The sequence below is a fragment of the Streptomyces sp. NPDC046931 genome (assembly GCF_040644655.1).
In the GTDB taxonomy this organism is placed as follows: domain Bacteria; phylum Actinomycetota; class Actinomycetes; order Streptomycetales; family Streptomycetaceae; genus Streptomyces.
In genome coordinates this window covers 430544-450437 of record NZ_JBEYWX010000003.1, presented here as the reverse complement: position 1 = coordinate 450437, position 19894 = coordinate 430544, and the positions used below count along the sequence as shown (strand labels likewise).

The following is a 19894-nucleotide window of genomic DNA, read 5'->3' as shown; positions in this document are numbered from 1 at the left end:
GTCAGCTTCCACCGGTGTGCACTTGGAACGCGGCGCGGCGCACGGCCCTGGCGAGCGCCGGGTCAGGGTGGGCGGCGGCGAGCGCGACCAGGACCTGCACGGTGCGGGGATGCCCGACCGCGCGGACCTCGTCGAGGAGCGTGGGCACGGTGGCCTGCACGGCGGACTCCAGGTGGCGCACCAGCAGCGGGGCCTCGCCGTGGTCGGCGACGGCCGCGGCGGTGTCGACCCACAGCCAGGTGGCCTCCTCCCGGGTGAGCACCTCGTGTGCGTCCTCGGGATCGGTGCCCTCCTGTTCGGCGAGCCAGATCAGCGCGTAGGGACGCAGGGTGGTCTCCTCGGCGGCGGCCCGCACATCCGGTTCGGCGGGCGCCCCGACCACGCGCAGCGCCTCGAAGGCCAGTCCGCGCAGCAGGGCGTCCTCGCCGCGGGCGGCGTCCAGGAGTTCGGTGACGGCACTGCCGACGGGGCGGGCGGCGAGCCAGGCGCGGCACTCGGCGCGGGCCGCGTTCGGGCGGAGCCCGGCGCAGCCGCGCAGCATGTCCTCCGCGTTCTGCTCGATGTTCCCGGCGGGGCTCTGCGCGGCGACGCAGATCTGCTCCAGCTTGACCCAGACCGCCCAGTTGCCGAGCGGTGTCAGGGTGGCCTGCCCGTCGGCACAGGTGAGCGCCCCGACGCAGGCGAGCGCGTCGAGGGCCCAGTCGAGCAGGGGGGCGAGCGGGGTGTCCTGGGCCGGAGCGGGTGCCGTCCCGGGACCGGCGGGGGTGGCACGCACCCTGTCGTCGCAGAGGTGCGGGGCGACGGGCGGGACGTAGGCGATCTCGCACCGTTCGGTACGCAGTTCGGTCACCCGCTGTTCGAGGAGGTCGAGGAGCTGCTCGACGGGGACGGGGCCTGCGGACAGCTGGAGGAAGGACAGCACCTGGGGCATGGCCGAGACGACCTCGGCGACGGCGGCGTGCTCGCGGCCGGCGGGCTCGGGGTAGGCGAGCGACCAGGCGTCGAAGAGGGCGACCCAGCCGCGCAGGACCGCGGAGTCGTCGCGGTTCCAGGCACGCAGCCGCCAGCCGGGGCGGGCGATGTCGCCGTGCACCTCGACGAGGCCGGCCAGGCGCGCGGTGTCCCAGTGGGCACGCACCTGAGCGGGGGTCAGGCCCAGGTCGGCGGCGGCCTTTTCGGCGGTGGCGTCGGAGAGCGTGCCCTTGCCGTCGGACGTCGCGCCGTCACGGCCCCGCCCGAGCGAGACGTCGGCCCAGCGGGCGACACGGGCGGCGTCGGCCAGGCGGGCACGGGCCATTCCGGCCAGCTCCGCGGGCGGGGGCGTGCCCTCGGGCGGGCGGGGTGCGGGGCGGCGCGAGCGGCCCTGGGCCACCGCTCGGGGAGCGGCGGCGAGCGGCCGCGGGCGGACGAGTCGGAGCCTGGAGTCGCGCGGGGTACGGGACGTCACAGGGGCAGTCTTCCGGTTGACGGTCCGAAAACCCAAACGGAATGTCACGGCGGGCGACAGGGCTGGCCAACGCACTGGTCCCGAAGACGGGGAGCGAGGGTGAAGGGCCCCTCGGGAGGAGCTAAGCGGAAGGGGCTGGGGCGGGCCGGGGCACGAGGGCTCCGCGGGGTGCGTCAGCGCGGCCCGGGGTGGGGATACGTCAGCGGGCCCGATGGGGTGTGGGGGGGACGGGGCCCAGTGCGGTGCCGGGGCCTGGCGCGGTGCCGGGGCCTGGCGCGGTACGCGAGGCCGGGACCCGGTGGGTCACATCAGGGGGGTCAGGAAGCGGCGCAGGGCCTCTTCGTAGGCCTCGGGGTCGGCGTTCCACATCGCTCCGTGCGGAGCGTCCCGCACCGTGTGCAGGGTGACGAGGTCCCCGCGGCGTTCCGCGAGGCGGCGTGAGGGTGCCCAGGGTGCGACCGCATCGTCCGGGCCGTGGAAGATGAGGGCGGGCACCGTGAGCTGCCGCGGGTCGGCGGGCCCGTGGACGTGGTCGCCGTACAGACCGGTGCGGCCCTGGGCGGCACGGACGGCCAGCGGTAGCAGCGCGCCCGGGGTGCGGCGGGCCACGGCGAGGGAACGCAGCGTGGCCTCCCAGTTGAGCACCGGCGAGTCCAGGACCAGTCCGGAGACCCGCGCGCGCAGCGGGGAGTGTGTGGCGGCGCGCAGGGCCATGGTGGCCCCGGTGGACCAGCCGTACAGGACGACGCGCTCGGCGCCGTGGTGCACCGCGTGGCGGATGGCGGCCTCGACGTCGCGCCACTCGGTCTCCCCGAGGTGGTTCAGGCCGTCCAGGGGGCGTGGCGCCCCGGGGTCGCCGCGGTAGGCGAGGTCGAGCACCGGGAACTGCTGCCGGTTGAGGAACTCCATGACGTTCATCGGGTGTTCCCGGGTGGTGCCGAGCCCGTGCACGGTGATCACCCAGGTGTCGCGGGCCCCGGGCACGAACCAGGCGGGCAGGGCGCCGAGTTCGCCCTGCACGTCGACGTCGGTGTGGTCGAGGCCGAGGGCGGTGCCCGGGTCGCCGATGTAGAGGTTCGGGGTGAGCCAAGTCCTGTCGCCGGGTTCCAGCGTGCCGTGGGTGACGCGCTCCAGGCGGCGTACGACGGTGTCGGCGGAGTGGGGTGCGGTGTTCAGCACCGGGCCGACGACCGCGTGGGAGCCGTCCCCGGACAGTCCGTAGACGCCGGGGCGCCGGGAGGCCAGGTCGCGGGTGAGCGTGATCCGCCCGGCGGCCGTGGAGTGCACGGTGAGGCGGGGTTCGGTGGGCAGCGGGCGGCCCGGCGGTGCCTTGAGCGCGGCGTTGCTGGCGAAGCGGCCCGCGGCGATACCGGCCGCGCCCGCGGCGATGGCTACGGTGACGGCTGCGGCCGCCGCTTTCACAGTGCGCACTTGTCCAGTCTCCCGTCGCAGGTCGCCCCCGGCCAGCGGGAGGACGGCGCGGGCACTGTGCGGGGGTGCACCGTGCGGCCGCGCCCGCGGCCCCTCCACTGCTGCTACTGCTGTCCGTACCCCCGCAAGCGTTGCTCAGCCTCCGCCAGCTGCTCACGAGTGAGGAGGGCGGGGGTGAGGCCCGGCACCGACGACGCCGTGAGCCATACCCGGCACATCCACTCCAGCTGTGCGGTGCGGTCGTATGCCTGGGTGAGTGACGATCCGTAGGCGATCGTGCCGTGGTTCTGCAGGAGGCACGCGGTGCGGTCCGCCAGGGCGCCGAGCATGTTCTCGGCCAACTCCTCGGTGCCGTAGGTCGCATAGGGGGCCACCCTGACCGCACCACCGAGCGCTCCCGCCATGTAGTGGATCAGCGGCAGCTCCGGTACCAGGGTGGAGACGGCTGTCGCATGCACGGCGTGCGTGTGGACGACGGCCCGCGCCCCGGTGGCACGGTAGACGGCGAGGTGCATCGGCAGCTCGCTCGTCGGCCGCAGGGAGCCGAGCACCTGCCGGCCGTCGAGTCCGACACCGACGACGTCGCCGGGCGCCAGCCGCTCGTAGGGCACTCCGGTGGGTGTGACCAGCACGGTGTCGCCTATGCGTACGGAGACGTTGCCGGACGTGCCGACGACCAGTCCGTCGGCCACGGTCCGGCGGGCCGTCGCGACGAGCTCGTCCCAGGCCCGTGCGACCTCGTCCTTCGTGTCCGGCGCCCCCTTCCCCGCTTCCCCTCGTACGTCTTCCCGTGGATCCCGCGTGTCCCGTGCGCCGTGTCGCTGCTCAGCCATGCCGCGATCTTCCCAGGCGGGCGCCGGGTCCGCCGGTGCTCCGGCGCACAGCAGGGCGGAAGCCGTGCGTCCGTAAGGGCGTGCATCCGTGGAGGCGGCCCTAGGAGCGGAATGGCCGGTGCCGGACCGGCTTCCGGCGATCTTCCAGTAGCGTCTGGACGATTTGTCGCACACGTTGCCATTCCGGGGGGAATCATGGCCCGTGATCGCACATCGTCCCGCCGTTTCGTCCGCGTCGCCGGCGCCGCGGTGTCCGCGGCGGCACTCGTCCTCGCGGGATCCCTCACCGGGAGTGCGGCGTCGGCGGCCGGCGCACCGAGGGGACACGATGTCTCCTCGCACCAGAAGAACGTGGACTGGGCCGGCGCCAAGGCGAGGGGCGCGAGGTTCGTCTACATCAAGGCGACCGAGTCCACCACCTACCGCAACCCCTACTTCACCCGGCAGTACGACGGTGCCCGCGCCGCGGGCATCATCCGTGGCGCGTATCACTTCGCCGCACCCGAGCGGTCCTCCGGCGCCAGGCAGGCCGCGTACTCCGTGCGCCACGGCGGCGCCTGGCGCGCGGACGGCTGGACCCTGCCGCCCGCGCTCGACCTCGAGGACAACCCGTACGACCGCAGGCGCACGTGCTACGCGCTGAGCAGAGCCGCGATGGTCGGCTGGATCAAGTCCTTCAGCGAGGAGGTCAGGCGCGAGACCGGCCGCCGCCCTGTGATCTACACCACCGCGCGCTGGTGGGACAACTGCACCGGCGGCAGCTCGGTTTTCGCGGCCGACCACGCGCTGTGGATCGCCCGCCATGGCGCGCCGGGCGCGGGGGCGTTTCCCGCGGGGTGGTCGTTCTGGGCCTTCCGGCAGTACGACAACGGCGGCAGCCTGCCGGGTGACCAAAATCTCTTCAACGGCTCCCTGGCCCGGCTGAAGACGTTCACCAAGGTGTAGCCGAGCCCACCAAGGCCCTCGGAGGGCAAAGTTCCGCCTTCGTTCGAGAGCGGCGCCGTCGTCACGGCCCGTAAACGGAGGGGGAACACCCCGTTTGATATACCCCCAGGTACACCTCAGTTCATCTTCCGTTCACCCAGGTTGCCTACGGTCTAGCTGCCACTGACCTCCCACAGAAGCCTGGGTAAATGGAACACATCACGCTCCTCCTCGGAATCGTGATCGTCACCGCTCTCGTGTTCGATTTCACGAACGGTTTCCACGACACTGCCAACGCGATGGCGACGACCATTTCGACCGGCGCTCTGAAGCCCAAGACGGCGGTGGCCATGTCCGCCGCGCTGAACCTCGTCGGCGCCTTCCTCTCCGTCGAGGTCGCCAAGACCATCTCCGGCGGCATCATCAAGGAAGAGGGCATACGCGTCGAAGTGATCTTCGCGGCCCTGGTGGGCGCCATCCTCTGGAACCTGCTGACCTGGCTTCTGGGCCTGCCCTCCAGTTCCTCCCACGCTCTCTTCGGCGGTCTGATCGGCGCCGCCGTCTCCTCGGCCGGCTGGTCCGCGGTCAACGGTTCGACGATCGTCACCAAGGTCCTGATCCCGGCGGTCGCAGCGCCGATCGTGGCGGGACTCGCCGCCATGCTGGCGACGCGCCTGTCGTACGCCGTCGGCAGCCGCGCCGACGAGAAGGCGACCGCGAAGGGCTACCGCGCCGGGTCGATCGCCTCGGCCGGTCTTGTCTCCCTGGCGCACGGCACCAACGACGCCCAGAAGACGATGGGCATCATCACCCTCGCGCTCGTCACCGGTGGCGTCATCGCCCCCGGCTCGAACCCTCCCACCTGGGTCATCGTCTCCGCCGGCCTGGCCATCGCGCTCGGCACCTACCTGGGCGGCTGGCGGATCATCCGCACCCTGGGCAAGGGCCTGACGGACCTGGCGCCGCAGCAGGGCTTCGCCGCCCAGACCAGCGCGGCGACCGCGATCCTCGCCTCCTCGCACATCGGCTTCTCGCTCTCCACCACCCAGGTCTGCTCCGGTGCCGTCATGGGCGCCGGCCTCGGCCGCAAGGGCGGAGTGGTCCGCTGGTCCACCGCGACCCGGATGTTCGCCGCCTGGGGCCTGACCCTCCCTGCCGCCGGTCTGGTCGGCGCGGGCGCCGAACTCCTCACCAAGCAGGGCACTTGGGGCACCGTCACCACCGGTGTGCTGCTGGTCGCCGGCGCCGGCGCCATCTGGTCCCTGTCCCGCCGCAAGCCGGTCACGGTCGACAACGTCAACGACGTCGAGACGGAGCCCGCCGGCGTCGTCACGACGGCCATCGCCGCGGTGACCCCGCCGCCGGCGGGCCAGCTCGCCACGGCCGACGCCCCGACGGCCCCGGCCCCCGGCCCGAAGGTCACGATCCCGGCTCAGAACACCGGTCCGAAGGCCACCATCCCGGCCCAGACCACCGGCCCCTCCGCGGAGCCGACCAGCCCCGCGACGGTTTAAGGAAGCACACCTCTCATGAAGATCGACTGGGCGGCACTCGGCTCCGTCTTCGGCGTCAGCCTCGTGGTCACCGTGGCCCTGGTGGGCCTGTTCACCCTCGGCGTCGTGGGACTCGCGAAGAAGGAGTCGCCCCGGGGCGGCGCCGCGCTCGCGGCCACCGGCGCATACGCCTGCTTCGCGGCGTGCGCGGCGGCGGTGGCGTACGGGATCTATCTGATCGTGTCCTGACCCCGCACCCCCGCCCGCACGGGCACACGTCGAGCCCCCGCAGTGAGCCTCACTGTGGGGGCTTGGTCTTTGGCGGGACATGTGCCGGTTTGCTACGTTCTACACCGCATCGCGACCGCGTCGAAAAGACAGGTGTCAGAACGAAGTGGTCTGGCCGCGCACGCCCAATCCACCTAGTCTGATGGGTGAGTTGCTGCTCGACGTCGGCCGCCCGACCCCCGACGTGTGGCAAGGAGCGACATGGCCAGGGACATCGATCCGAGCCTGAACCGGCGCAGGCTCCGCATCGAACTGCGCAGGGCGCGCGAGGATGCCGGTCTCACCCAGCGCGAGGCCGCCGACGCGCTGGAATGGTCGCTGTCCAAGCTGATCCGGCTGGAGGCCGGGACGGTCAGCCTGAGCGTCACGGACCTGCGCGCACTGCTCCAGCTGTACGGCGTCACCGACCCGGGGCTGGTGGCAGAGCTCGAAGACGCCGCCCGCGGGTCGAAGGGACCGTCCTGGTGGGCGCCGTACAACGACATGGTGCGGCCGCAGTTCGCCCAGTACCTGGGCTACGAGGGCGCCGCGACCTCGATCCGCTTCTACCACCCGTCCGTCGTCTGCTCGCTGCTCCAGATCGAGGACTACACACTGGCCCAGCTCGCACCTCGCGAGAACGGGGATCTGGCCCGCCGCTCGGCGGAACTGCGCGCGACGCGACAGGAACGCATCTTCGACGGGGACAACGGCCCGGACGTGCAGATCGTCATGGACGAGGCGGCCGTCCGGCGGGTCATCGGCGGCCCGGGGGTGATGCGCCGTCAGCTGGAACACCTCAAGACGATGTCCCGGCATCCCCGGGTCGACCTGCGCCTGCTGCCGTTCACGGCCGGCGCGCACTACAGCATGGGCGCGTCCTTCACCCTGCTCGGCTTCACGGACGGCGACGACCTGCTCTACCTGGAAGGCGCCACCGGCAGCGTGGCCAACCGTGAGGACCTCGGCCTCACGGCCCGCTACCAGGAGTGCTTCGAGGACATCAGCACCAAGGCGTACGAGGGCGACCGGATGGTCGAGCTGATCGACGCGGTCAAGGAGAGTCTCGGCAACAGCTGAAGTCCGGGAGGACGGCCCGGGCGGACAACGGGGAGGAAAGACCCATGGCGGTCCTCGGGTTCCTTGAGTGGTACAGGCAGCTGCGCGCGTTCCGCTTCCCGGCGGCGGGTGACCCGCCCGGCCCCGCCGCGGGAACCGCCGCCGCGGGCGGGGCGGGGCCCCTGGCGGAGGAGGGGGACTCCCCCGCCGAGGGCGGGATACACCCGCCCGCGACCCGTCTGCTGCTGGGCACGGCGTGCGGCAGCGTCCTGCTGCTGAGCATCGCCGTGTCGGCCCGGGTGGCCACCGGCCTCGGCACGGGCGTCCTGACCCCCCTGACCGAGACGGTGCTGGCAACGCTCGGCGCGGCCGTGGTCACCGCCCTCGCCGCACGGATCGGACGGGCGCTGCGCGGCCGCTCGGGAGCGGCGCGCGCCCCGGAGGTCAGCGGGTCCCCGAGCCCCGCGGACGAACAGTCGCCGCAGCCCGGTCGAGAACACGGAGACGTTCCGTGACCGGGGTGAGGCCCCACCACAGGCCGGCGCCGGCCGCCGCGACGATCGTCACCACCAGCCAGACCAGGGCCCGTGCCGTGGAACCCGGCACGAGCAGTGCGGCGAGCGCTCCGACGCCCACCGCGAACACCCCCGTGGTCAGGGAGAAGAGCGCCAGCGGGGCCGCCGCCGACAGAGCGGTGCGCGGCGTGTGAGGACCTCCCGCGCGCGCCCGGACTTCCTTGGCACTGTCCCCCATGCGGGTCCCTCCCGTCCTCCGGACGGACCTTCAGAAACCGTCCATTGCCGGGTCCTCGAGTCCAGCCAGCAAACCACACCACGCGGTACGGCGAAAGACGAGCACCGGGCCGGTGCGCCGTTTCGAGTCACGCACCAGAATGTGCGCCCCCTCGACGGCCACCTCCACACAGTCGGTGTGGTCACCACCCGAATGACTGCTCTTCCGCCACACACGCGCCGACGCCACCCTGCCGATCACACCGACCTCCGTCTCATCAGTCAGCGCACCGACCCGGCGTCCTCACCGCGACGCTCCCGAGCGCCGTGCCCCACCGCTGCCCGGGGCAGCAGAGGCCGGCCACACCAGGGTCGTCTCCCCGCAACGAATCACCCAATGCCGCTCGTCGGCGCTCTTTCGCGTTCGTCCTGCCGCTCCCTTGAGTGTTGTTCCCAGGTTGCCCGCCAGGAAAGAGCGCAGAAAGCGCCGATTCGAGTGGCTGGCGACATTTCGGCGATGTGGGTCTCAGCACACCGCTGCGTCGCAGGTCAAGAGCAAGTTGACGGGTGTTCGGGGTGCGTGGTGGACTGCCGGAGCCAATACGGCGGCAGGAGAGGAAGCCGGTGCGAGTCCGGCGCGGTCCCGCCACTGTCACCGGGGCACCACACGCCCCGGGAGCCAGGAACTCTCGCCGCCGGTCTCGTCGATCCAGGGCGTGGACACCCTGAGTGAGGACATATCGCCATGCGCGGCCGCCGTTTGAGGTCCCGTACCCGTACCCGGATCCTTCCCCACCCCACGCTCGGCTGAGCCGATGGGTGCCGATCGCGTTTTCGCGTACGGCGCCGCCGCCGGCCTCCTCGGCGACCTTCTCCTCGGCGATCCGCGCCGCGGGCACCCGGTCGCCGCGTTCGGACGGGCCGCGGCTGCCGTGGAGCGGGTGCTGTGGCGGGACCACCGCGGATGGGGCACGCTGCACACCGCCCTGTGCGCCGGAGGCGCCGTGTCGTCCGCGGCGTTCGCCGCACGGGTTGTACGTCCTTCCCCTACCGCGTCCGTCGCGCTGACCGCCGCCGCCACCTGGGCCGTCGTCGGGGGGACTTCGCTGGCGCGCGAGGCCCGGGTGATCGGGCGTGCCCTCGCGGCGGGCGACGTCGAGGGTGCCCGCGCACGGCTGCCGCACCTGTGCGGGCGGGATCCGCAGGCGCTCGACGCCGACGGGATCGCGCGGGCCGTGGTCGAGTCCGTAGCCGAGAACACCTCGGACGCCGTGGTGGGCGCGCTGGTGTGGGGAGCCGTGGGCGGGGTGCCCGGGCTCGTCGGCTTCCGGGCCGTCAACACCCTCGACGCCATGGTCGGGCACAAGTCGCCCCGTTACCGCCGCTACGGGTGGGCCTCGGCGCGTCTCGACGACCTCGTGGGCTGGCCCGGGGCCCGGCTGACCGCGCTCCTCGCGGCGGCGACGGGTCCGGACCGGCGCGGGGCGGTGCACGCCTGGCGGGTGGACGCCGGACGGCACCCGAGCCCCAACGCCGGGCCCGTGGAGGCCTCGTTCGCCGGGGCGCTGGGGTTGCGGCTGGGCGGGACGCTGTCGTACGCGGGGCGGGTCGAGCACCGGCCGCTGCTCAACGCCCGGGGGCGGGCCGTCCGCATCGACGACATCGAACGAGCGGTGCGGCTCTCCCGCCGCGTGACCGCGCTCGCGCTCGGCGTCACCGTCGCCGGTCGCCTCCTCACCCGTAGGGTTCTCGCGAAGGGACGTACGTCATGAGCGGCGGTCTCCTCGTCGCCGGCACCACCTCCGACGCGGGCAAGAGCGTCGTGACCGCCGGGATCTGCCGGTGGCTGGTGCGGCAGGGGGTCAAGGTCGCGCCTTTCAAGGCGCAGAACATGTCCCTCAACTCGTTCGTCACCCGCGAAGGCGCCGAGATCGGGCGGGCGCAGGCCATGCAGGCGGCAGCCTGCCGCATCGAGCCGACCGCGCTGATGAACCCGGTGCTGCTCAAGCCGGGCGGCGAGCAGAGCAGTCAGGTCGTGCTGCTCGGCAAGCCGGTCGGCGAGCTGAGCGCGCGCGGCTACCACGGCGGGCGGCAGCAGCGGCTCCTCGGCACCGTCCTGGACTGCCTCGCCGAGTTGCGGGGCACGTATGACGCGGTGATCTGTGAGGGGGCCGGCAGTCCCGCCGAGATCAATCTGCGGCGGACGGACATCGTGAACATGGGCATCGCGCGGGGCGCGCGGCTGCCCGTGCTCGTCGTCGGCGACATCGACCGCGGCGGTGTGTTCGCCTCCTTCTTCGGGACCCTCGCCCTGCTCTCGCGGGAGGACCAGGAGCTGGTCGCCGGGTTCCTGGTGAACAAGTTCCGCGGCGACGTCTCCCTGCTGGAGCCGGGGCTCGACATGCTGCACGGCCTCACCGGGCGACGGACGTACGGGGTTCTGCCGTTCCGGCACGGCCTCGGCATCGACGAGGAGGACGGGCTGAGGGTGTCGCTGCGGGGCGCGGTCCGCGAGTCGCAGGTGGCCGCGCCCGTAGGCGAGGACGTACTGCGGGTCGCCGTGTGCGCCGTCCCGCTGATGTCCAACTTCACCGATGTGGACGCCCTGGCCGCCGAACCGGGCGTCGTCGTGCGGTTCGTGGACCGGCCCGAGGAACTGGCCGACGCGGATCTCGTCGTACTCCCGGGCACCCGGGGCACGGTCCGGGCCCTCGACTGGCTGCGGGAGCGGGGGCTGGCGGAGGCGATCGTCAGGAGGGCCGCCGAGGGGCGGCCCGTGCTCGGCATCTGCGGCGGTTTCCAGATGCTCGGCGAGCACATCGAGGACGACGTCGAGAGTCGCCGGGGCCCGGTGGACGCGCTCGGGGTGCTTCCCGTGCGGGTGCGGTTCGCGCGCGAGAAGACCCTGACCCGTCCGGTCGGCGAGGCGCTCGGCGAGCGGGTCGGGGGATACGAGATCCACCACGGGGTCGCCGATGTCCTGGGGGGAGAGCCCTTCCTGGACGGCTGCCGGGTGGGCGCCGTCTGGGGCACCCACTGGCACGGCTCCCTGGAGTCGGACGGTTTCCGGCGGGCGTTCCTGCGCAAGGTGGCGGCCGCCGCGGGCCGCCGCTTCGTGCCGGCCCCGGGCACGTCGTTCGCCGCGCTGCGCGAGGAGCAGCTCGACCGGCTCGGCGACCTGATCGAACAGCACGCGGACACGGACGCGCTGTGGCGGCTCATCGAGTCGGGCGCGCCGCAAGGACTGCCTTTCATTCCACCGGGAGCGCCTGCATGAGCACAGTGTTGTTGTTGTCGACCGCCGACACCGATCTGCTGGCGGCCCGTGCCTCCGGCGCGCCCTACCGGATCGGCAACCCGGCCCGCGTGGACGTCGCGGAGGAGCTGCCGGGGCTGATCGAGGGCGCGGACGTCGCCGTGGTACGGCTGCTGGGCGGAAAGCGCGCCTGGGAGGACGGGCTCGCCGCGCTCAGGTCCGCCGGCATCCCCACGGTGCTGCTCGGCGGGGAGGCCGTCCCCGACGCGGAGTTGATGGCGGAGTCGTCCGTGCCCGCGGGCGTCGTGGCGGAGGCGCTGCGGTACCTGGTCGAGGGCGGTCCTGCCAACCTCACGGAGCTGGCCCGCTTCCTGTCCGACACGGTGCTGCTGACGGGCGAGGGCTTCGTCGAGCCGCAGAGGATGCCCGAGTACGGCGTCCACGGGGAGCGCCCGTGGGTCGAGGGCCGCCCCACCGTGGGCGTGCTCTTCTACCGGGCCCACGAACTCGGCGGCAACACCGCGTTCGTGGACACGCTGTGCGACGCCATCGAGGAGCGGGGCGCCAACGCCCTTCCGGTGTACTGCGGTTCCCTGCGCGGCGCCGACCCGGGGCTGTACGAGCTGCTGTCGAAGGCCGACGCGCTCGTGGCCACCGTCCTCGCCGCGGGCGGCACGCACGCCTCTCAGGCGTCGGCGGGCGGTGACGAGGAGGCCTGGGACATCGGGGCGCTCGCCGACCTGGACGTCCCCGTGTTGCAGGGCCTGTGCCTGACCTCCTCGCGCGCCGCGTGGGACGAGTCCGACGCCGCGCTGTCGCCCATGGACGCGGCGATGCAGGTGGCGATCCCGGAGTTCGACGGCCGTCTCGTCACGGTCCCCTTCTCCTTCAAGGAACAGGGCCCGGACGAGGTGCCGGTGTATGCCGCCGACCCCGAGCGGGCCGCGCGCGTCGCCGGAATCGCCGTACGGCACGCCCGGCTGAAGCACAAGCCGAACGCCGAGAAGAAGCTGGCGCTCGTGTTCACCGCCTACCCGACCAAGCACTCGCGGGTCGGCAACGCGGTCGGCCTGGACACGCCCGCGTCGGCCGTCCGCGTGCTGGACGCGCTCCGGGACGCCGGGTACGGCCTCACCGACTACCCGGCGGGCGGCGACGAGCTGATCCACCGGCTCATCGGGGCCGGCGGCCACGACGTGGAGTGGCTGACGGAGGAGCAGCTCGCCGCCGCGCCCGCGCGGGTGCCGCTGGCCGACTACCGGGCGTGGTTCGACACGCTCGACCCCGAGCTGCGGGAGGCGATGGTGGAGGCGTGGGGGGAGCCGCCGGGCTCGCTGTACGTCGACGGGGACGACATCGTCCTCGCCTCCCTTCGGTTCGGGAACGTCGTGGTGATGATCCAGCCGCCGCGCGGCTTCGGCGAGAACCCGATCGCGATCTACCACGACCCCGACATGCCGCCGTCGCACCACTACATGGCGGCGTACAGGTGGCTGGAGAACTCGTTCGGCGCCGACGCGATCGTCCACATGGGCAAGCACGGCACCATGGAGTGGCTGCCGGGCAAGGGCCTCGGGCTGTCGCGCGGGTGCGCCCCGGACGCCGTCCTCGGCGAGCTGCCCCTGATCTACCCGTTCATCGTCAACGACCCCGGCGAGGGCACCCAGGCCAAGCGGCGCGGGCACGCCACGGTCGTCGACCACCTCGTGCCGCCGATGGCGCGCGCCGACACCTACGGCGACCTGGCCAAGCTGGAGCAGCTCCTCGACGAGTACGCGCTCGTCTCGGACCTGGACCCGGCCAAGGCGCCCGCCGTGCGGGCCCAGATCTGGACCCTGGTGAAGACCGCGGAGCTGCACCACGACCTGCATGTGGACGAGCAGCCGGAGGACGGCGACTTCGACGAGTTCGTCATGCACATCGACGGCTATCTGTGCGAGATCAAGGATGTGCAGATCCGTGACGGTCTGCACATCCTGGGCGGCGGCCCCGTCGGCGAGCCCCGGGTGAACCTCGTGCTCGCCGTGCTGCGCGCCTCGCAGGTGTGGGGCGGGCAGGCGAACGCCCTTCCGGGCCTGCGGGCCTCGCTCGCCGACCACTTCGGGCTGGTGGAGAAGGAGCTGCTCGCCGAGCCGGGGGCGCCGGTGAAGGTGCCGGCCGAGTTGACGAACCTTGTCGACGGCCCCTCCCGGACCGCCTCGGACGCGATCGACCTGCTCGAGGTCCTGTGCCGCCGTATCGCGGAGGGCATGGAGGAGCGGGCCTGGGACGTGTCGGCGGCGCCGGGGCTGGTGCGTGAGGTGCTCGGCGCGGACCTGCCGGACGCCGTCGCGGTCCTCGAGTTCGCGTGCACGGAGGTCGTGCCCCGGCTGGCCCGGACCACCGACGAGATCGGGCACATCCTCAAGGCGCTCGACGGCGGTTACGTCCCGGCCGGTCCCTCGGGCTCCCCGACCCGTGGTCTGGTCAACGTCCTGCCGACCGGCCGGAACTTCTACTCCGTCGACCCCAAGGCCATTCCGTCCCGGCTGAGCTGGGAGGTCGGGCAGTCGCTGGCCGACTCGCTGGTCGCGCGGTACCTCCAGGACACCGGCGAGTACCCCGAGTCCGTCGGCCTCACCGTCTGGGGCACGTCGGCCATGCGCACCCAGGGCGACGACATCGCCGAGATCCTCGCGCTGCTCGGCTGCCGCCCGGTCTGGGACGACGCCTCGCGCCGGGTGACCGGTTTCGAGGTGATCCCCCCGGCGGAGCTGGGCCGTCCTCGCATCGACGTCACGGTGCGCATCTCGGGCTTCTTCCGGGACGCCTTCCCGCACGTCGTCGGCCTCATCGACGACGCCGTACGCACCGTCGCCGAGCTGGACGAGCCCGCCGGGCAGAACTTCGTCCGCGCCCACGCCGACGAGGACACCGCCGAGCACGGCGACCGGCGGCGTGCCACGGCCCGTGTCTTCGGCTCCAAGCCGGGCGCGTACGGCGCCGGTCTGCTGCCGCTGATCGACGCCCGCAACTGGCGCTCCGACGCCGACCTCGCCGAGGTGTACGCGGTGTGGGGCGGCTACGCGTACGGGCGCGGGCTCGACGGTCGGGCGGCGCGCGGGGACATGGAGACCGCGTTCCGGCGGATCGCCGTCGCGGCGAAGAACGTGGACACCCGTGAGCACGACCTCGTCGACGCGGACGACTACTTCCAGTACCACGGCGGAATGGTCGCGATGGTCAGGCATCTGACCGGTGCCTCCCCGGAGGCGTACGTGGGCGACTCCGCCGTGCCCGACCAGGTGAAGACCCGCACGCTGGGCGAGGAGACGCACCGGGTCTTCCGCGCCCGTGTCGTCAACCCGCGCTGGATGGCTGCCATGCGGCGCCACGGCTACAAGGGCGCCTTCGAGATGGCGGCCACCGTCGACTACCTCTTCGGCTACGACGCCACGGCCGGAGTCGTCGACGACTGGATGTACGAGAAGCTCAGCGCGGAGTACGTCTTCGACGCCGAGAACCGCGACTTCATGAAGAAGTCCAACCCGTGGGCGCTGCGCGGCATCACCGAGCGGCTCCTCGAGGCCGCCGACCGGGGCCTGTGGGCCGAGCCGGACGCGGACACGCTGGAACGGCTGCGCGCCACCTACCTGGAGCTGGAAGGCGAGTTGGAGGGCGACGAGAAGTGAGTACTCCCTTTCCGTTCACGGCCGTCGTCGGCCAGGACGACCTGCGGCTCGCACTGCTGCTGAACGCCGTGTCGCCGGCGGTCGGCGGAGTGCTGGTACGCGGTGAGAAGGGCACCGCCAAGTCCACCGCCGTACGCGCCCTCTCGGCGCTGCTGCCGGAGGTGGACGTGGTCCCCGGGTGCCGCTTCTCCTGTGACCCCGCGGCGCCGGACCCGCGCTGCCCGGACGGGCCGCACGAGGCCGGCGGGGGGACGCGACGGCCCGCGCGCATGGTGGAGCTGCCGGTCGGCGCCTCCGAGGACCGGCTCGTGGGCGCCCTCGACATCGAGCGTGCGCTGGCCGAGGGTGTGAAGGCGTTCGAGCCGGGGCTGCTCGCCGACGCGCACCGCGGGATCCTCTACGTCGACGAGGTCAACCTCCTCCACGACCACCTGGTCGACCTGCTGCTCGACGCGGCCGCGATGGGCGCCTCGTACGTCGAGCGCGAGGGCGTCTCCGTACGGCACGCCGCCCGTTTCCTGCTCGTCGGCACCATGAACCCGGAGGAGGGCGAGCTGCGGCCGCAGCTGCTCGACCGGTTCGGACTGACGGTCGAGGTGTCCGCCTCGCGCGAGCCCGACCAGCGTGTGGAGGTCGTACGGCGGCGGCTCGCCTACGACGACGACCCCGAGGGCTTCGCGGCACGCTGGGCCGAGGAGGAGGCCGCCGTACGGGCGCGGATCGTGGCGGCGCGGGAGCTGCTGCCGTCCGTGCGGCTCGGGGACGGGGCGCTGCGGCAGATCGCGGCGACCTGCGCCGCGTTCGAGGTGGACGGCATGCGCGCGGACATCGTGATGGCGCGCACGGCCACGGCGCTGGCCGCCTGGGCGGGGCGGACCGATGTGCTCGCCGAGGACGTGCGGCAGGCCGCGTTGCTGGCGCTGCCGCACCGGCGGCGGCGCAACCCGTTCGACGCTCCGGGACTCGACGAGGACAGGCTCGACGAGACGCTGGAGCAGTTCGGCGGTTCGGACGACGACGATCCGGGTCCGGACGGGCCCGGCGGCGGGGGCGGCCGGCCCGCGCCGGACGACGGTCCACAGGCCGGCGGTGACACAGCCGCGCGGCCCGAGGCCGGGGAGAGCGGGCAGCCCCAGTCCTCGGGCTCCGGGGAGCAGCAGGCCGTGCGCTCGGGTGAGCCCTTCCGCGCCAAGGTGCTGACCGTTCCGGGACTCGGTGACGGCGCCGCGGGGCGGCGGTCCCGGGCGCGGACCGAGCACGGGCGGACCACGGGGGCACGCCGGCCCCGGGGAGCGCTGACCAAGCTGCACCTCGCGGCGACCGTGCAGGCGGCGGCACCGCATCAGCGGGCGCGCGGGCGGTCGGGCCCCGGGCTCGTGGTGCGCCGGGACGATCTGCGGCAGGCGACGCGGGAGGGCCGCGAGGGCAATCTCGTGCTGTTCGTGGTCGACGCCTCCGGGTCGATGGCCGCCCGGCAGCGGATGAGTGCCGTGAAGGGCGCCGTGCTGTCGCTGCTGCTCGACGCCTACCAGCGGCGGGACAAGGTGGGCCTGGTGACCTTCCGCGGCTCGGCGGCCGACGTCGCGCTGCCGCCGACCTCGTCCGTGGACGCGGCGGCGGCCCGGCTCGAGTCGCTGCCGACCGGGGGCAGGACGCCGTTGGCCGCCGGGCTGCTCAAGGCCCATGACGTGCTGCGGGTCGAGCGGTTGCGGGACCCCGCGCGGCGCGCCCTGGTCGTGGTGGTGACGGACGGACGGGCCACCGGCGGCACCGATCCGGTCGCGCTCGCCGGGCGTGCGGCGGGGCTGCTGGCCGCCGAGGGTGTCGCGGCCGTGGTCGTGGACTGTGAGTCGGGGCCGGTGCGGCTGGGGCTCGCCGGTCGGCTCGCCGAGGAGCTGGGCGGTACGGCGGTGACGCTGGACGAGCTGCGCGCGGACAGCATCGCCGGGCTCGTACGGGATGTGCAGGGCACTCAGAGGACCACGAGGAGGGCCGCGTAATGCCGCAGGGACAGCCGAGTGTCGTACCTGACGACGGACTGACGACCCGTCAGCGCCGCAACCGTCCGCTCGTCGTCGTGCACACGGGCGTCGGCAAGGGCAAGTCGACCGCCGCCTTCGGGCTCGCGCTGCGCGCCTGGAACCAGGGCTGGCCGATCGGGGTGTTCCAGTTCGTCAAGTCGGCCAAGTGGAAGGTCGGCGAGGAGAACGCGCTACGGGTGCTGGGGGCGTCCGGTCAGGGCGGGACCGTCGACTGGCACAAGATGGGCGAGGGCTGGTCGTGGGTGCAGCGCGACCTCCAGGGGGACAACGCGACGAACGAGGAGAAGGCCCGGGAGGGCTGGGAGCAGGTCAAGCGTGACCTGGCCGCGGAGACGTACCGGCTGTACGTGCTGGACGAGTTCGCGTACCCGATGCACTGGGGCTGGGTCGACACCGAGGAGGTCGTCGAGGTGCTGCGTGCCCGCCCCGGCACCCAGCATGTGGTGATCACCGGGCGGAACGCGCCCGGGCAGCTCGTGGAGTTCGCCGACCTGGTGACCGACATGTCCAAGGTGAAGCACCCGATGGACGTGGGGCAGAAGGGCCAGAAGGGCATCGAGTGGTGATGTCCTCCCCCTCCTCCGTCCCCCGGCTGGTCGTCGCCGCGCCCTCCTCGGGCAGCGGCAAGACCACCGTGGCCACGGGGCTGATGGCGGCCTTCGCCGGGCGGGGGCTCGCCGTGTCCCCGCACAAGGTGGGGCCCGACTACATCGACCCCGGGTACCACGCGCTCGCGACCGGGCGCGCGGGACGGAACCTCGACGCGTACCTGTGCGGGCCGGAGCTGATCGCGCCGCTGTTCCTGCACGGCGCGCACGGCTGCGACCTGGCCGTGGTCGAGGGCGTGATGGGGCTGTACGACGGGGCCGCCGGCGAGGGGGAGCTGGCCTCCACGGCGCAGGTGGCCAAGCTGCTGCGGGCGCCCGTGGTGCTGGTCGTGGACGCGTCCTCGCAGTCGCGGTCGGTGGCGGCGCTGGTGCACGGGTTCGCGTCGTGGGATCCGGAGGTGCGGATCGGGGGCGTGATCCTCAACAAGGTCGCCTCGGACCGCCACGAGGAGCTGCTGCGGGACGCGCTGGACGCGTCCGGGGTGCCGGTGCTGGGGGTGCTGCGCAGGGCGGCCCGGATCGGCACGCCGTCGCGGCACCTCGGGCTGGTGCCGGTGGCCGAGCGACGGGCGGAGGCGGTCGAGGCGGTCGCCGCGATGGCCGAGCAGGTGCGCCAGGGGTGCGATCTGGACGCGCTGTACGCGCTGGCGCGGAGCGCGGGCGCGCTGCCGGAGGCCCCATGGGAGCCGCCGGTCTCCGGGACCGGCGCACGGGACGTGGTCGCCGTGGCCGGCGGCCCCGCCTTCACGTTCTCCTACGCCGAGCACGGCGAACTGCTCACCGCCGCCGGCGCCGAGGTCGTCGTCTTCGACCCCCTGCGGGACGAGCGACTGCCGGACGGCACGGCCGGGTTGGTCATCGGCGGCGGGTTCCCGGAGGTGTACGCCGCCGAACTGTCCGCCAACGAGCCCCTCCGCAAGGCCGTCACCGAGCTGGCGCTCGGCGGCGCCCCGGTCGCCGCCGAGTGCGCCGGACTGCTGTACCTGTGCCGCGAGCTGGACGGCCAGCCCATGTGCGGGGTGTTCGACGCGAGCGCCAGGATGAGCGAACGGCTGACCCTCGGCTACCGGGACGCGGTGGCAGTGAGCGACAGTGTCCTCGCCGTGGCGGGGACGCGGATGCGGGGCCACGAGTTCCACCGGACCGTGGTCGAGCCCGCGGCAGGGGCGGCTCCCGCCTGGGGGGTGCGCGCCCCCGTGCGCCGCGTCGAAGGTTTTGTACAGCAAGGTGTGCACGCGAGTTATCTGCACACGCACTGGGCCGCCGCGCCCGGTGCGGCCCGTCGGTTCGTGGAGAGGTGCCGGACGTCATGAACAGCAGGCTGATCGGAGTCGGGGTGGGCCCCGGCGACCCCGAGCTGGTGACCGTCAAGGGCGTCAACGCTCTGCGGGAGGCCGACGTCGTCGTCGTCCCCGTGATGGGTGCCCCCGATGGAGCGGACGGCGGCGAGCGCGGGCGCGCCGAGGCGACCGTGCTGCACTACGTGCCCGAGGAGAAGGTCGTCCGCGTCGTGTTCGCGCTCAACGAGCGCACCGACCGGTCGCGGCGCGAGGCGGCCTGGGACGCGGCCGGAGAGCGCGTGGCCCGGCTCCTGGGGCGGCACTCCGCCGTCGCCTTCGCCACCATCGGCGACCCCAACGTGTACTCGACGTTCACCTACCTCGCGCACACCGTGCAGGAGTTGGTGCCGGGAACGCGCATCGAGACCGTGCCCGGTATCACCGCGATGCAGGACCTCGCCGCACGGTCGGGTGCCGTGCTGACCGAGGGCACCGAACCGCTGACGCTTGTGCCCGTCACGGCCGGTTCCGCGGCGCTCAAGGACGCCCTCGGCGGTCCCGGTACCGTCGTCGCCTACAAGTTCGGGCGGCAGGCGCACGAGGTGGCCGAGGCGCTGCGCGAGACCGGGCGCATCGACGACGCCGTGTGGGGGGCCTCGCTCGGGCTGCCGGAGGAGTCCGTCCGGCCGGCCTCCGACCTCGACGGCCGGCCGCTCCCCTACCTGTCCACCCTCATCTCGCCGGCCCGGCGCGACGGCACCCGCGGCGGCAAGCTGTGACCGTCGGCAGACCGGCGCGCGAGGAGCGCCGACGGCCGGACGAACGCCGGTCGTGTGCGCAGCCGCGTTCCGC

General features: G+C 73.3%; 17 protein-coding genes and 1 riboswitch. Of the genes, 12 read left to right on the top strand and 5 right to left on the bottom strand.

Translation table 11 applies throughout. From position 1 onward, the window contains the following. Position 1 precedes the first annotated feature (1 nt). From ABZ876_RS09465 to ABZ876_RS09455, 3 genes are all read right to left on the bottom strand, one after another. Positions 2-1447 carry a hypothetical protein gene (locus ABZ876_RS09465; protein WP_361776842.1) on the bottom strand — a complete coding sequence of 482 codons (1446 nt, stop codon included), beginning with the start codon at positions 1445-1447 and terminating at the stop codon, positions 2-4. 303 nt (positions 1448-1750) lie between these two features. Then, a complete protein-coding gene (locus tag ABZ876_RS09460) occupies positions 1751-2878 on the bottom strand; it encodes an alpha/beta fold hydrolase (RefSeq protein WP_361776839.1) in 1128 nt (375 codons plus the stop codon). Positions 2879-2982: 104 nt separating this feature from the next. Continuing rightward, entirely contained in the window at positions 2983-3711 is a 729-nt protein-coding gene (locus ABZ876_RS09455) for a class II aldolase/adducin family protein (RefSeq protein ID WP_361776836.1), read from the bottom strand. A gap of 195 nt (positions 3712-3906) precedes the next feature. Here ABZ876_RS09455 and ABZ876_RS09450 point away from each other — a divergent pair, with 195 nt between their 5' ends. From ABZ876_RS09450 to ABZ876_RS09430, 5 genes are all read left to right on the top strand, one after another. Continuing rightward, the gene (locus ABZ876_RS09450; RefSeq protein ID WP_361776833.1) at positions 3907-4656 is read left to right on the top strand and encodes a GH25 family lysozyme; all 750 of its coding nucleotides are present in this window, start codon (positions 3907-3909) and stop codon (positions 4654-4656) included. 188 nt (positions 4657-4844) lie between these two features. Next, the gene (locus tag ABZ876_RS09445; protein WP_361776830.1) at positions 4845-6149 is read left to right on the top strand and encodes an inorganic phosphate transporter; all 1305 of its coding nucleotides are present in this window, start codon (positions 4845-4847) and stop codon (positions 6147-6149) included. A 15-nt stretch (positions 6150-6164) separates the two neighbouring features. Continuing rightward, positions 6165-6377 (top strand): hypothetical protein, encoded by a 213-nt coding sequence (locus ABZ876_RS09440; protein ID WP_234516808.1) that lies wholly within the window; start codon positions 6165-6167, stop codon positions 6375-6377. A gap of 240 nt (positions 6378-6617) precedes the next feature. Then, positions 6618-7475 (top strand): helix-turn-helix transcriptional regulator, encoded by an 858-nt coding sequence (locus ABZ876_RS09435; RefSeq protein WP_361776827.1) that lies wholly within the window; start codon positions 6618-6620, stop codon positions 7473-7475. A 44-nt stretch (positions 7476-7519) separates the two neighbouring features. Beyond that, positions 7520-7969 carry a hypothetical protein gene (locus tag ABZ876_RS09430; protein ID WP_361776824.1) on the top strand — a complete coding sequence of 150 codons (450 nt, stop codon included), beginning with the start codon at positions 7520-7522 and terminating at the stop codon, positions 7967-7969. On the opposite strand, the gene ABZ876_RS09425 is transcribed toward ABZ876_RS09430, so the two are convergent. Beyond that, positions 7899-8207 carry a hypothetical protein gene (locus ABZ876_RS09425; RefSeq protein ID WP_361776821.1) on the bottom strand — a complete coding sequence of 103 codons (309 nt, stop codon included), beginning with the start codon at positions 8205-8207 and terminating at the stop codon, positions 7899-7901. The two genes, ABZ876_RS09430 and ABZ876_RS09425, sit on opposite strands and share 71 nt — an antisense overlap. A gap of 30 nt (positions 8208-8237) precedes the next feature. After that, on the bottom strand, positions 8238-8420 hold the full coding sequence (locus tag ABZ876_RS09420; protein ID WP_361777018.1) for a DUF397 domain-containing protein: 183 nt from the start codon (positions 8418-8420) through the stop codon (positions 8238-8240). A gap of 378 nt (positions 8421-8798) precedes the next feature. Then, positions 8799-8874, top strand: a riboswitch (cobalamin riboswitch). Positions 8875-9000: 126 nt separating this feature from the next. On the opposite strand from ABZ876_RS09420, the gene ABZ876_RS09415 reads away from it, so the two are divergent. From ABZ876_RS09415 to cobI, 7 genes are read left to right on the top strand one after another with little or no spacing between them, the layout of a single operon-like run. Further along, positions 9001-9957: a cobalamin biosynthesis protein gene (locus tag ABZ876_RS09415; RefSeq protein ID WP_361776818.1), complete on the top strand. Its 957-nt coding sequence runs from the start codon at positions 9001-9003 to the stop codon at positions 9955-9957. Beyond that, positions 9954-11462, top strand: coding sequence for a cobyric acid synthase (locus tag ABZ876_RS09410; RefSeq protein WP_361776815.1), 1509 nt, complete (start codon positions 9954-9956; stop codon positions 11460-11462). Before ABZ876_RS09415 ends, ABZ876_RS09410 begins: the two co-directional genes overlap by 4 nt. Beyond that, positions 11459-15112 (top strand): cobaltochelatase subunit CobN, encoded by a 3654-nt coding sequence (gene cobN, locus ABZ876_RS09405; RefSeq protein ID WP_361776812.1) that lies wholly within the window; start codon positions 11459-11461, stop codon positions 15110-15112. Before ABZ876_RS09410 ends, cobN begins: the two co-directional genes overlap by 4 nt. Further along, entirely contained in the window at positions 15109-17112 is a 2004-nt protein-coding gene (locus tag ABZ876_RS09400) for a putative cobaltochelatase (protein ID WP_361776809.1), read from the top strand. Before cobN ends, ABZ876_RS09400 begins: the two co-directional genes overlap by 4 nt. Further along, the gene (cobO, locus tag ABZ876_RS09395) at positions 17112-17720 is read left to right on the top strand and encodes a cob(I)yrinic acid a,c-diamide adenosyltransferase (protein WP_361776807.1); all 609 of its coding nucleotides are present in this window, start codon (positions 17112-17114) and stop codon (positions 17718-17720) included. Before ABZ876_RS09400 ends, cobO begins: the two co-directional genes overlap by 1 nt. Further along, positions 17720-19075 carry a cobyrinate a,c-diamide synthase gene (locus ABZ876_RS09390; protein WP_361776805.1) on the top strand — a complete coding sequence of 452 codons (1356 nt, stop codon included), beginning with the start codon at positions 17720-17722 and terminating at the stop codon, positions 19073-19075. Before cobO ends, ABZ876_RS09390 begins: the two co-directional genes overlap by 1 nt. Next, positions 19072-19821, top strand: a complete 750-nt coding sequence (gene cobI / locus ABZ876_RS09385) for a precorrin-2 C(20)-methyltransferase (protein WP_361776803.1) — start codon at positions 19072-19074, stop codon at positions 19819-19821. Before ABZ876_RS09390 ends, cobI begins: the two co-directional genes overlap by 4 nt. The last annotated feature ends 73 nt before the right edge of the window (positions 19822-19894 follow it).

Coding starts and splice junctions, on each gene's coding strand:
- ABZ876_RS09455 (WP_361776836.1), bottom strand. CDS start 3,711: ATGGCTGAGCAGCGACACGGCGCACGGGACACGCGGGATCCACGGGAA.
- ABZ876_RS09450 (WP_361776833.1), top strand. CDS start 3,907: ATGGCCCGTGATCGCACATCGTCCCGCCGTTTCGTCCGCGTCGCCGGC.
- ABZ876_RS09445 (WP_361776830.1), top strand. CDS start 4,845: ATGGAACACATCACGCTCCTCCTCGGAATCGTGATCGTCACCGCTCTC.
- ABZ876_RS09440 (WP_234516808.1), top strand. CDS start 6,165: ATGAAGATCGACTGGGCGGCACTCGGCTCCGTCTTCGGCGTCAGCCTC.
- ABZ876_RS09435 (WP_361776827.1), top strand. CDS start 6,618: ATGGCCAGGGACATCGATCCGAGCCTGAACCGGCGCAGGCTCCGCATC.
- ABZ876_RS09430 (WP_361776824.1), top strand. CDS start 7,520: ATGGCGGTCCTCGGGTTCCTTGAGTGGTACAGGCAGCTGCGCGCGTTC.
- ABZ876_RS09425 (WP_361776821.1), bottom strand. CDS start 8,207: ATGGGGGACAGTGCCAAGGAAGTCCGGGCGCGCGCGGGAGGTCCTCAC.
- ABZ876_RS09415 (WP_361776818.1), top strand. CDS start 9,001: ATGGGTGCCGATCGCGTTTTCGCGTACGGCGCCGCCGCCGGCCTCCTC.
- ABZ876_RS09410 (WP_361776815.1), top strand. CDS start 9,954: ATGAGCGGCGGTCTCCTCGTCGCCGGCACCACCTCCGACGCGGGCAAG.
- cobN (WP_361776812.1), top strand. CDS start 11,459: ATGAGCACAGTGTTGTTGTTGTCGACCGCCGACACCGATCTGCTGGCG.
- cobO (WP_361776807.1), top strand. CDS start 17,112: ATGCCGCAGGGACAGCCGAGTGTCGTACCTGACGACGGACTGACGACC.
- ABZ876_RS09390 (WP_361776805.1), top strand. CDS start 17,720: ATGTCCTCCCCCTCCTCCGTCCCCCGGCTGGTCGTCGCCGCGCCCTCC.
- cobI (WP_361776803.1), top strand. CDS start 19,072: ATGAACAGCAGGCTGATCGGAGTCGGGGTGGGCCCCGGCGACCCCGAG.